This window comes from Dysgonomonas sp. ZJ279 (assembly GCF_011039205.1).
Classification (GTDB): domain Bacteria; phylum Bacteroidota; class Bacteroidia; order Bacteroidales; family Dysgonomonadaceae; genus Dysgonomonas.
Genome location: NZ_JAAKEL010000037.1, coordinates 1 through 10,997, shown reverse-complemented (window position 1 = coordinate 10,997; position 10,997 = coordinate 1). Strand labels below are relative to the sequence as shown.

Below are 10,997 nucleotides of genomic sequence, written 5' to 3'. Positions count from 1 at the left end.
GAGCGAAAGACGGGGTTTGAACCCCGGTCGCTATATATTTGAAAATAAATCTTTTCCAAATTAGAAAAAAGACCGGGTACCGATTTAGTATCTTTTATTTGTCGTGAATTGTCAAACAGATGTCCGCCGAACCTGTTTTTCTTTTCGGGTTCAAAAATAGTCTCTTTTTTTTAATTACACAAATCTTTGAAGCCTTATTTGTTTATCTTTTCAGTTACATCATGCTACGGGGTTGATGTTTGTACAAACTCTCAGAAATGGAACGCTACTTGAATGGCAGTATTATAAAATGTGATCCTCAGACACTCGATGATTTCGGGAAAAACTATTTGCTCGGTAATCACAAATAAGGTTTCTTTTATTGTTTTGGTAAGCATAACAGCAATAGACTGTTAAACCTCGGAAGCATAGCATTAAATACTTTCATTTAATTAACCCGGTATTATCAAAAGCAGGTTAACATGTTTATAGAAAAAGAACTGTATATGTATCTGCGAAGGATTAACAGTTTCTCGCCGCTGCATATTCCGCCGATTTACAATGTGGCACGATTTACGAAAGATTTTTTTGACAATTCCCTCATTGGAATCTTAATTGTAGGATTAGGAGCCGCCGCCAAATTGATAAAAAGTTGGATAAACGAGCAATCCATCAGGTCTGAGCTTGAGAAAGAACAGCTTAAAACGAACCTCAATCTGTTGAAGAATCAGGTTAGCCCTCACTTTTTTATGAATACCCTCAATAATATCCACGCACTTATTGACATTGATTCAGAGAGAGCTAAAGATTCTATTATACTTCTCTCTACAATGATGAGGTATCTGCTTTATGACTCTTCACATGATAAAATCAGTCTGAGCAAAGAGATCGAATTTATCGAAAGTTATATCGCCCTGATGAAACTCAGGCATAACGAAAAAGTGAGGGTTGAACTGAATTTCCCTGACAATGCTGGGGAGATAAAAATCCCGCCTATGCTATTCGCTTCATTTATCGAAAACGCATTTAAGTATGGAGTGAGTTACAAGGAAGATTCCGCATTCTATTTTGAAATAAAAATAGATAATGACTTACTGATATTCAAGGGAATTAATGGTATAAATAAGACAAACCGCCTCTCCGATTATGGCGGACTGGGGATTGTAAATACCAGACAAACCCTGGACTTATTATATGGTAATAATTATAAACTGACCGTTAATGAGAGCGACAAATTTGAGGTCGAACTAATAATACCACTATGATTATTAAATGCGTAGCAATCGATGATGAGCCTTTGGCTTTGGCTCAGATATCCGAATATATAAAGAAAACTCCTAATCTGGAGTTCGTTGGCGATTTCGAGAACGGTTTAGATGCTGTTGAACCTATCGAAAAACAAGATGTAGGGTTGGTATTTGTGGATATAGATATGCCCGGTATTAATGGAATCGACCTTGTAAAATCTCTGATTAGAAAACCGTACATCGTTTTCACAACAGCGTACAGCGAATATGCCATTGACGGATTTAAGGTAGATGCTCTCGATTATCTGCTAAAGCCCATTTCATACTCCGTTTTTTTGAAAGCTGCTAATAAGGCTTTAAGGATGAAAGAACTGGAGCTTTCGCATATTGAGGAAGTTAAAACTAACAGTGAATATTTGTTTGTAAAATCAGAGTACAGATTAGTCCGGATCAATTTCAATAACATCAAATATATAGAGAGCCAACACGAGTACATCAAAATACATCAGACAAGCGGCAACGATATTTTGACTCTGAAGAGCCTTAAAAACATAGAGGCAATGCTCCCCTCCCAATTTCTAAGGGTGCATCGTTCATTTATAGTTAATAAGGAGAAAGTTGAAGTAGTGGAAAGAAACACGATCGTTTACGATAATAATGTACGAATCCCAGCGGGATCACAAACAAATGATGCAAAAAGAAGTAAAACCTTGATTTTCAGCAGAAAATCAAGGTTTTTTCTTTTGTCCAAATAGGCAAAAAAGGGCAATTTAAGGCAGTATAATCATGCCTAAATCGTGGACAAGCAAGAGAATGAAAAATGGTCCACGATTATGAGTATTAGTCGCTATTTGTCAGCAATTTACATCATGGCTACTTGATGGTTTAAACGTAATTTTAACCACCAAAAAAGTAGTAAAATGAAACAAAAATCTTTCCATGTTTTATTCTTTCTCAAAAAGAATAAAATCAAAGCAAACGGAGAAGCTCCAATCTCAATGAGAATCACTGTAGACAAGCGGTTCTGTGAAATGTTTATCCGAAGAAGTACACTTGTCGAGAACTGGGATCAGACCAAAGGGAAGCTTAAAACCAAAGACAAGCTATCAACCGAGATCAATATGTATATCGATACGGTCAGAGCCAAGATTCAGAATATTCATAGGCAATTAGAAGCCGATAATCTCGAAATATCAGCAAAAGAGATTTGTAAACGTTTTTGTGGAGTAGAGGAAAAGCCGAAAACTCTTATAGAAGTTTTTGAAGAACACAACAAGGAAATCAAACAACTGCAAGGAAAAGGTTATGCTCAAAAAACAATCGTTCGTTTTGAAGGTACAGTCCGATATCTACAAGAATTCTTAAAGAAAGAGTATAAGAAGTCGGATATAAACATAAAAGATATCGACTTGCCTTTCATTCAAAAATTCGATATCTTTCTAAAGACAGAAAAAAACTGTGCTCAAAATACAGCTATCACCCGACTGAAACAAGTAAAGAAGATTATGCGTATAGCGTATTCTAATGATTGGATACAGAAAGACCCATTCACAACATACCGATTCAAATTTGAGGAAACGAATGTAGAGTTTCTTACACAAGAAGAACTAAATTCTATAATTCAAAAGGAGTTTACTGTCGAAAGATTAAGTACTGTAAAGGATATCTTCCTCTTCCAATGTTTCAGTGGATTAGCATTTTCGGATATTGAACAATTAAAACCAAAGCATTTGGTTAAGGATAACAATGGCTCATTGTGGATTCGTAAGAATAGGCAGAAGACCAACAATATGTGTAATATTCCTTTAATCACGGTAGCAAAAGCCTTGATTGATAAATATGCAGATCATCCAGCTTGCATAAAAAACGGAGTTCTATTTCCAGTTCCAAGCAATCAACGCATGAATAGTTATTTGAAGGAAATTGCCGATGTGTGCGGAATTACAAAGAAATTAAGCACGCATGTTGCTCGCCATACGGCAGCTACCATTGTGTTTTTAGCAAATAAAGTATCATTGGAAAATGTAGCTAAAATATTAGGGCATTCCAACGTTCGCACAACTCAACATTATGCCAAAGTATTGGATAGTTCTATTATGAGGGATATTCAAGAGGTGGATAAACAATTTTCGCTCTAGGCTTCTTTTCTTTCATCTGAACACAAATGTATAATCAGAGAATAATACAGCAAGGTCAAGCCCTTCGGGTTTACTCAAAGAATCTTCCTTTTTTCAAAAGTGTATTCTTTGGTAAAACCTTGCTTTTATTATTCTCTTTTAAAATGGAGTGTTTATCAGTTGAAAAGAAAAAATAATATTTAGATCATTGGTAGAAGCATTTATCAATAAAATGCGTTTGTTTGTTATTTCGCTATTTAACAGGAATTTAAACAGCCGAAAAAGTAGAATAGGTAATAATTTGGTAACGAGTGAAGTTCTTTGGTCTGTTTCGGTTTTCCATTGTTTCAAATAACTTTTCTGATAACAAAAATAGTGTTTTTTGATAATACACATTAGAGAAATAATAAATTTTAAAAAACAAATTACTCTAATGCTTACATACATTTTTTGAAATGAATATCTTTGCATATGAAACAAAATCAACAACAAATTATCCCTGTCCGTCGAATGGACGCACAAACTCCACTAGGCATTGAGTTTAGTCATAGAGAAATAGAGGAACACGATGAAATGGCAGGAGAAGTTCATGTGAACATAATACACAGGGATGATTATTATATGTTTTTGTTTCTGGAGATGGCAGAAGGTATGCTGACTATTGATTTTGAAGAAATCAAACTAACGGAAAATACAGTGTTATATGTTCGTCCGGGACAAGTGCATTATGCTGTCTCAAAGCTAAAGACAAAGGGCTGGTATCTTTCTATTGATTCTGTATTGGTGGAGAAGAATTATAAAAATATGTTTGAAGAACAATTCTTTACACAACGACCAATCACTTTGGATGCATCTGTTTCGGTAAGAATGAGTGAAACGGCTAATCTACTATATACTTCCATGCAAGCAGATGCAACTCTTTTCAGTAATGGAATCATTTTAGGCTTAGCAAATATTTTTATTGGTATTATTGCGGAACAATATATCAATCACAAGGGTATATTGCTGCAACACAAATCACGCTCGGCACAAATAGCTCATCAATTTAAGGAGGTGTTGTCGGAAAATTATAAAGCAATAAAAAGGCCAATAGAATATGCTAAAATATTAAACTACTCACTTTCTCACCTGAATGAATCGGTAAAAGGCATTACCGGTTTTTCGGTCAGTTATTGGGTGCATCAGCAGATTGTTTTGGAAGCTAAACGCTTGCTCTATTTTACAGATATGGATGTGAAAGAAGTAGCCTTTTCGCTGGGCTATGAAGACCATACTTATTTTTCTCGTCTATTTTCTAAGGTCGTCGGAGTACCGCCCAGCAAATTTCGACGCAAATTCCACGAATAATCCAACTCATTCCTCACATTGTCTATTTTCCTACGGGTAATATGTCTGTAATTTTACAAGTGTAATAATCAATGTTTATTACATCATGTGAAATCATAAATAATTATCTGTAAAAATGAGTGTACTTTTAATTTTAGCCAGTTTTAGCTTGCTCATTGCTTTCGGTTATTACCAAAGAAGCAAACGTGCCAAAAACAAGGTTATCAGTATTATTGCTGACAACTGTGTAAAATGTCAGCTTTGTGTAAAGAGATGCCGTTCTAAGGCATTAGGTGTAGAAGATAGCGATAACGGGAAGTGTATAGTCTTGAAATATTCCGAGAAATGTACTGCTTGCAGAGATTGTATTGCAATATGCAAATTCAATGCTTTAGAATTAGTAAGTCGGAAACAGACGGAATATCAAAAATCTCTTTAATAAAACAAATAATGAGCTGTATTAAATGCACTATACATATTCAAGAGAATCAGAACATTTGTGATGATATATTCAATTTATTAAGCAAACTTGATATTCCCATACAAGAACAATTGGTAATATGGAATATGGCAATTAAGAATATAGGTTGTGAAAAATTCAAGAATTTATTGTTCGTCTTAATAAAAAAGCAAAGAAAAGAGATTTCATTACCAAAGAAATCGAATGATAAGATTTCATGAATTGCCAGCATTTAATTTATTTATATATAGAACTATAGCAGTTGTAAATAAAAAATCATCCAGCATAGAAACAGGACTTCAGTCTGATTATTAATATTACCATTAAAAATTTATGCTTATGAATGATTTGATTAAAACAGAGTTTTTCGTTTTAATAACTGAAAGTTCGCAAGAAATTACAAACGAAGAAATGCAAAGTGCCTATGGAAGTTTTATTCAACATGTAGAGGTAGTTAGTTCTGAAAATGATTACACAGCGATCTATCGGAACTTGAGTTATACTCGTATTGAGTTACTATTCCTATCGACACAAAATCAGTACGAGCAGGGGAAAAAATGCGCATAAACTTCGCTATATAGACAAAGCATTGTCTTATCTTGATTCTGAACTATCGCTTATCCATCTTAGGATTAAGCATCCCGAACTGTTCCACCAATCCGAGCAACAAACATTTCAATCTGAGCTTTATATCCTCCCTAAGTCGAAAGACTTGGGGATTGTTGCTTTGGGAGAGATTGTAATCGCTCTTTTCCTTTCAAAAAAAGTATTTCAACGGAACGGAAAACCCGCCTACCTGAATCAAATTGCAGATGTTTTTGAAAAGCTATTCAATTGCAGTTTTGGTAGTATCTACGACCAACAGGAAAAGGTATTCGACCGTAAACCGTTCAATCGGACGAAAGCCCTCGACTTCCTGCGAAATCTCATAATCCAAAAGGATAAAGAGGGTAAGAAATAACAAGATGAAAAATAACCGTTTTGCAACATATTAAATACAAGTGTGTTGCGAGAAACTTTAGGGGGAGTAGTTAACTACTCCTCTATTCTTATGTCATCTATTGTCCGTCCTTTGCCTTACCAATCGATTGGAATTAATCAAATTATTAATTTCAAAAAAGAATAATTATGTATTTAGACAATGAAAATTTTATCTCATGGATGGAAAAGCTATCAAAAAAGCTTACAATTATAGGGAGTGACCTAAAAGCAATGATGGCAACAGGAGAAGCATTTGCCAATGAAGATAAGCTACTCGACAATCAGGATATGGCATTCCTTTTGAAGGTTTCATATAGAACTCTCCAAAGATATCGGGATAGTGGTCAACTTCGTTATTTCCTCGTCAGGCGAAAGACTTTCTATCGCATGGCTGATGTAAAAGATTTTATTCAATCCTATGCCTCTAAAAAAGAGATTGTGATGTTCAACAAGGGCATAGAAGATGGCAAGATCTTGAAATGATTCTGCAATTTACCCTTTAAGCAGAATAGAGCAAAAGGGTGAGGGCTGTGTTTGGCTCATTACCCTCCCAAAAGACTCCGTATTTAGCAGAAACACTTCGGATTGTTTAGCTAAATTGAGCAAGAGGGAACTGGACTATCGTCCTGTTCTCCTCTTGCCCTGCGGGGCAAAGCCTTCGGCTTTAGTGCTTTAAGAATAAGCACTGTTATAACACTTGCTATAATTCGAATTGATATACAATTCTATTTGAGCAAGTTAGATATATGAATAACTATAAAATAGTTATAACAATGGAAAAACAGAATAGAAAAACCATATTTACCACCATAGCGATAGATAAGGAAACGGACAAAATAATAGAGAAACTCTGTAAACGCTATTCACTGAAAAAAGGAGAAATAACGAAACTCGCTTTTCAGTATTTGGATAAGGCAAATATCAATCCGAGCGAAGCTCCCGAATCAACAAAAGCAGAACTGAGGAAGATTAACAAACGACAAGACGACCTAATTCGTTTTATTCGCCACTACGAAGAAGAACAACTCAATCCTATGATACGCACAAGCAATTCAATAGCCGTAAAATTTGATGTCATTGCCAAAACTATATCTGAGAAGTTGGATTCAGAGATAGCAAACTCAAAAGATACGCTTGTTAACGTATTGAGAAAGTTAGATGAACAATTTGGCAAAGTAGCGGATGTTGTAACAAACCATTCCAAAGTTATCAATAGTCTCTCCCAAGTACAGCAAAGGGATAGTAAGAGGCTGTTAAAGCTGATTTCTCTTTATTCGGAACTATCAGCCTGTGGAGTGATGGATGGTAAACGAAAAGAGAACCTAAAAAGCGAAATTATCGACCTGATAAACGAAACTAAATAGCAAAGCTATGAATATAGATTTTCCGCCACCATCCAAAGGAACATACAACAATGCAGGAAGTAGCCGAAGATTGGCATCGTATTTGGAGCACGAAGATTTGGAGCGAATGGAAAAAGGAATCTATACCGAAGGCTTCTTCAGTCTGACTGAAGAAAATTTGTATAAATCACAAGTGGTTAAGGATATTGATAATAACAAAGCTCAACTTCTCAAAACCGATGCAAAGTTTTACGCTATCCATATCAGCCCATCGGAGAAAGAACTTCGGACAATGGGTAATACCGAACAGGAACAAACCGAAGCAATGAGAAGATATATTCGTGAAGTGGTTATTCCTGAATACGCTAAGAATTTCAACAAAGGATTATCCGCAAAGGATATTAAGTTTTACGGCAAGATACATTTTGATAGAGATAGGTCGGAGAATAACGAGAATAATATGCATTGCCATTTGATTGTCAGTCGAAAAGACCAAGCTAACAAAATTAAACTCTCGCCATTAACGAATCACAAAAATACGAAGAAAGGAACAGTTAAAGGAGGTTTTGATAGGACAAATCTTTTTCAGCAAGTGGAACAGGGTTTTGATAGCTTGTTCAACTATGATCGACCACTGGCAGAAACTTTTAGATATTATAATACCATCAAGAATGGGACTATAGGAGAACAATTAAAAATACAGGAGAGAATAGATACAGATAAGCAGGTCGGAAAGCAAGAAAATTTACAACAAGACATGGAAGCAGATACACGGAAAATGGGAATAAAACAGAAGGGGTTGAAAAGATAGATTATTCTGATGTTAGTTAGTCAATAAATATATTTTAGATTATCTATACAAAAAAAGATGAAACTGAATAGAAAAGAAAAACGTGGATTATTTAATTTATTGATAATTAGTGTATCATTTTTCATAATCATTATTGTAGAGATAATTAGAAGTGTAGTATTAATCTAATTACTATCTTTGCTGAGATATTTTTTATAATATTCTGTAGAATTTCATAGTTGGATGGCTCGAACAAAGAGGAGAAATAGAACTAATAGGAGAAATAAGTCCGTTGATCAAAATCAATGGAATTTTTCTGACTTTTTTAGACTGTTTCTTAGAAAGCTGTCCACAACTGCAGGAATTATTACATCAATCTTGGCTCTCATTACTTTAGGGTTTACTCTTGGAAAATATTATTCAGATTTTAAAAATGATAGAGAGATTAATGAGAAGACTCTCGAATTTATAGAAAAATATAATGGGTTAAATTCTGAAACTAGGAGTCTAAAAAGCGAGATACAACTAATATCTATTGACTATAAGCATTTACAGGAAAGATATAGATTACTAGAGTTAGAAAATGTAGATTTAAAGGATAAATTTCAGTAATATTCTATGAAGCAGAAAAACAATAAAAAAAAAGATACAGGTCTCATTTTTGAAAAATATCAGGATCTGCGAGAGTCATTAGTTTCTGACAGAAGTATTTCTGAAAGTCATTATCAACATAATTACAAAGAGAAAATTTCAGAATTAGATGAGTTATTTAAACTCAGAAAACAAGAACTGAAAGGAGCTTCAATCGGGTTTATATTATTAGGAGCAATTTTTATTGGATTATTTATATTTACATTTATTACTTATGATAGTAATCAACAATTAAAATGGTATAAGCATAAGCTTGAGGAATTTATGGAAGTTACTGTAGATTCTATTGGTAACTATGAGTCCGTACATTATAGATCAAGGAGTGGCATCAAATTGAAATATAATGATTTGTGTAATGAGAATGACTCTTTAGATAATTTAGTTCTAGATTTAAATATCCGAATGAAACGTCAAGATAATCGATATCAGTCAAAGATTGATAGCTTAACGACAGAATTAAGTTTATTAAAAAGATATACCTCTTCTAATATTCAAGTGACTAAGAAGGGAAATAAAACTACATATGAGGTTATAAGTCCTAAAATAGATTCTGCTTTTATTTTATTAAATTACTATAGAGATAAATTAATTTACAATAAAGAAAATGATACTTGGACAATTAAGTGATAGAAAATTAATTATGCCCTATCATCTCCACAAAATCCAATTTCACTAACTCCCATTCCTTACCCATCAAACAAATAGGATCAATATCCTTATCAGCATAGGTAAAATCTGTAAAATTAGCAATAATCTGATCCCGATCATGAGTGTATTCATGCCGTTGTTGATGTAGTTCTAACATTTGAGGGATAGAGTAAGTATTCAAAAGTTCGTGTAAGTCCCAAAAGTCCTTTTTGCGACCACTACGAGAAACAACATCTACTTTCATGGCGACAACATCGTCAAGGCTTGCTATCCGAATATTATCTATCATATCGCAAGGATCAATTATCTCATCATGATAATATAGATCGACCTTTATATTTTCATCTTCCGATTCTCCGACATAGTATGAACGACCAAAACCGACAATATTTGATGTATCAGTACAGTAATAATATTTGTAGTTCTTTTGAAAGAAATTCTCATAAACAGAGAAATCCAAACTACCATAAGGAGCATTGGTAAACAAATCTATATCAACCGAAATTCTATGCCCTAAGCGTAAACTTAGGGAAGTGCCACCAACCAAATAGAACGGCTCAAATATAGAATTAACCATTATATCATTGAGAACCTTTCTTAACAAGGGTGTGACCGTTTCATAATGCAGTTTAATCGCCATTATCCAGATTTTTATTTAGTTGATAGATTATAATATCGAGTAATTTCCTCAATCTCATCTTTACTTCCCCTCTCAAAAACTCGCTTTACAATAGCATCTTTATATTTTCCCCAATTAATTTTACTAAAATCAACATCCCAAAATAAAGACTTGCGAATGCGAGGAGCTTCTGTATAAAGGTTTGCTAATTCTCTATCCTTGCATTGCTTTATATCATAGTGAGTTTGAAGAATAGCAAAAAAGCCGTCCTCAAACCCTAATGCCTGATCTATTTTAAGAGCCTGCTCAGTCGTTAAGTTACGCCTACCTGCTATAATTGCATTAATTGTTTGAAATGGAATAGCCGTTTCCTCAGCCAACACACGTTGAGTGAGGTTCTTCTTATTCAGTTCTCTTTCGATAAACTTTCCAGGATGAATGCCTTTTATTATTTCAATGAGATTATTCATAACAATGCTTTCTACAAAGATAAACAAATATGTTTACTTTCAGTTTGTTCTATCAAAAAAATTACTACCTTTACAATACCGCCACAAGAAGTTGTGAAGTAAGCAGAAAAATAGTGAAATACAATCGTAGCCTGAGTCAAGGACTACTTTTTAGACATCATTGAAACTGGTTTGTATAGCCAAGTTGAAGATATAAGACCCGTCCCAGCGGTGAGCAGTATAAAGAGAAGTTTCAAGAGTTTTTAAATAAGGGATTCTGAGTGATATTTCTACTTGCTCCAATATTTTAAAATATAGAGCTACAGCTAGAATTCTGAGACTTGAAAATAAGGCACCAAGTTTACCATCAACTTTTGAATAAAAGAT

General features: G+C 34.1%; 15 protein-coding genes. 12 read left to right on the top strand and 3 right to left on the bottom strand.

Going from position 1 to position 10,997, the window contains the following annotated elements; all coding sequences use genetic code 11:
• The first annotated feature begins 461 nt into the window (after positions 1–461).
• The 12 genes from G7Y57_RS17475 (at position 462) to G7Y57_RS17420 (ending at position 9,521) form a co-directional block, all read left to right on the top strand.
• The gene (locus G7Y57_RS17475) at positions 462–1,244 is read left to right on the top strand and encodes a sensor histidine kinase (protein ID WP_165027208.1); all 783 of its coding nucleotides are present in this window, start codon (positions 462–464) and stop codon (positions 1,242–1,244) included.
• Positions 1,241–1,981, top strand: a complete 741-nt coding sequence (locus tag G7Y57_RS17470; protein WP_255491505.1) for a LytR/AlgR family response regulator transcription factor — start codon at positions 1,241–1,243, stop codon at positions 1,979–1,981. The genes G7Y57_RS17475 and G7Y57_RS17470 overlap by 4 nt, the downstream gene beginning before the upstream one ends.
• A gap of 165 nt (positions 1,982–2,146) precedes the next feature.
• A complete protein-coding gene (locus G7Y57_RS17465; RefSeq protein WP_165027205.1) occupies positions 2,147–3,364 on the top strand; it encodes a site-specific integrase in 1,218 nt (405 codons plus the stop codon).
• Between the two features lie 450 nt (positions 3,365–3,814).
• The gene (locus G7Y57_RS17460) at positions 3,815–4,690 is read left to right on the top strand and encodes an AraC family transcriptional regulator (protein WP_165027202.1); all 876 of its coding nucleotides are present in this window, start codon (positions 3,815–3,817) and stop codon (positions 4,688–4,690) included.
• A 115-nt stretch (positions 4,691–4,805) separates the two neighbouring features.
• Positions 4,806–5,108, top strand: coding sequence for an ATP-binding protein (locus tag G7Y57_RS17455; RefSeq protein ID WP_165027199.1), 303 nt, complete (start codon positions 4,806–4,808; stop codon positions 5,106–5,108).
• 360 nt (positions 5,109–5,468) lie between these two features.
• Positions 5,469–5,696 (top strand): hypothetical protein, encoded by a 228-nt coding sequence (locus G7Y57_RS17450; protein WP_255491504.1) that lies wholly within the window; start codon positions 5,469–5,471, stop codon positions 5,694–5,696.
• Complete coding sequence (locus tag G7Y57_RS17445) at positions 5,638–6,090, top strand: RteC domain-containing protein (protein WP_165027194.1); 453 nt, start codon at positions 5,638–5,640, stop codon at positions 6,088–6,090. The genes G7Y57_RS17450 and G7Y57_RS17445 overlap by 59 nt, the downstream gene beginning before the upstream one ends.
• Positions 6,091–6,257: 167 nt before the next feature.
• A complete protein-coding gene (locus G7Y57_RS17440) occupies positions 6,258–6,593 on the top strand; it encodes a helix-turn-helix domain-containing protein (RefSeq protein ID WP_165027192.1) in 336 nt (111 codons plus the stop codon).
• 290 nt (positions 6,594–6,883) lie between these two features.
• Complete coding sequence (locus G7Y57_RS17435) at positions 6,884–7,474, top strand: BfmA/BtgA family mobilization protein (protein WP_165027189.1); 591 nt, start codon at positions 6,884–6,886, stop codon at positions 7,472–7,474.
• A 7-nt stretch (positions 7,475–7,481) separates the two neighbouring features.
• Positions 7,482–8,264 (top strand): DUF5712 family protein, encoded by a 783-nt coding sequence (locus G7Y57_RS17430; protein WP_221412153.1) that lies wholly within the window; start codon positions 7,482–7,484, stop codon positions 8,262–8,264.
• A gap of 222 nt (positions 8,265–8,486) precedes the next feature.
• The gene (locus tag G7Y57_RS17425) at positions 8,487–8,855 is read left to right on the top strand and encodes a hypothetical protein (protein ID WP_165027188.1); all 369 of its coding nucleotides are present in this window, start codon (positions 8,487–8,489) and stop codon (positions 8,853–8,855) included.
• 6 nt (positions 8,856–8,861) lie between these two features.
• The gene (locus tag G7Y57_RS17420; protein ID WP_165027186.1) at positions 8,862–9,521 is read left to right on the top strand and encodes a hypothetical protein; all 660 of its coding nucleotides are present in this window, start codon (positions 8,862–8,864) and stop codon (positions 9,519–9,521) included.
• 7 nt (positions 9,522–9,528) lie between these two features.
• Here the strand turns inward: G7Y57_RS17420 and G7Y57_RS17415 are convergent, their stop codons facing one another.
• The 3 genes from G7Y57_RS17415 to G7Y57_RS17915 form a co-directional block, all read right to left on the bottom strand.
• Positions 9,529–10,182 carry a nucleotidyl transferase AbiEii/AbiGii toxin family protein gene (locus G7Y57_RS17415; protein WP_165027184.1) on the bottom strand — a complete coding sequence of 218 codons (654 nt, stop codon included), beginning with the start codon at positions 10,180–10,182 and terminating at the stop codon, positions 9,529–9,531.
• An 11-nt stretch (positions 10,183–10,193) separates the two neighbouring features.
• Positions 10,194–10,631: a HigA family addiction module antitoxin gene (locus G7Y57_RS17410; protein WP_165027182.1), complete on the bottom strand. Its 438-nt coding sequence runs from the start codon at positions 10,629–10,631 to the stop codon at positions 10,194–10,196.
• A gap of 150 nt (positions 10,632–10,781) precedes the next feature.
• On the bottom strand, positions 10,782–10,997 hold a 216-nt coding region (locus tag G7Y57_RS17915), incomplete at its 5' end, for a hypothetical protein (protein ID WP_221412152.1).

Bases quoted from the DNA above. Each gene is read 5' to 3' on its own strand.
- G7Y57_RS17450 (WP_255491504.1), top strand. From the start codon at position 5,469: ATGAATGATTTGATTAAAACAGAGTTTTTCGTTTTAATAACTGAAAGT.
- G7Y57_RS17430 (WP_221412153.1), top strand. From the start codon at position 7,482: ATGAATATAGATTTTCCGCCACCATCCAAAGGAACATACAACAATGCA.
- G7Y57_RS17425 (WP_165027188.1), top strand. From the start codon at position 8,487: ATGGCTCGAACAAAGAGGAGAAATAGAACTAATAGGAGAAATAAGTCC.
- G7Y57_RS17420 (WP_165027186.1), top strand. From the start codon at position 8,862: ATGAAGCAGAAAAACAATAAAAAAAAAGATACAGGTCTCATTTTTGAA.
- G7Y57_RS17455 (WP_165027199.1), top strand. From the start codon at position 4,806: ATGAGTGTACTTTTAATTTTAGCCAGTTTTAGCTTGCTCATTGCTTTC.
- G7Y57_RS17410 (WP_165027182.1), bottom strand. From the start codon at position 10,631: ATGAATAATCTCATTGAAATAATAAAAGGCATTCATCCTGGAAAGTTT.
- G7Y57_RS17460 (WP_165027202.1), top strand. From the start codon at position 3,815: ATGAAACAAAATCAACAACAAATTATCCCTGTCCGTCGAATGGACGCA.
- G7Y57_RS17415 (WP_165027184.1), bottom strand. From the start codon at position 10,182: ATGGCGATTAAACTGCATTATGAAACGGTCACACCCTTGTTAAGAAAG.
- G7Y57_RS17465 (WP_165027205.1), top strand. From the start codon at position 2,147: ATGAAACAAAAATCTTTCCATGTTTTATTCTTTCTCAAAAAGAATAAA.
- G7Y57_RS17440 (WP_165027192.1), top strand. From the start codon at position 6,258: ATGTATTTAGACAATGAAAATTTTATCTCATGGATGGAAAAGCTATCA.
- G7Y57_RS17435 (WP_165027189.1), top strand. From the start codon at position 6,884: ATGGAAAAACAGAATAGAAAAACCATATTTACCACCATAGCGATAGAT.
- G7Y57_RS17475 (WP_165027208.1), top strand. From the start codon at position 462: ATGTTTATAGAAAAAGAACTGTATATGTATCTGCGAAGGATTAACAGT.
- G7Y57_RS17470 (WP_255491505.1), top strand. From the start codon at position 1,241: ATGATTATTAAATGCGTAGCAATCGATGATGAGCCTTTGGCTTTGGCT.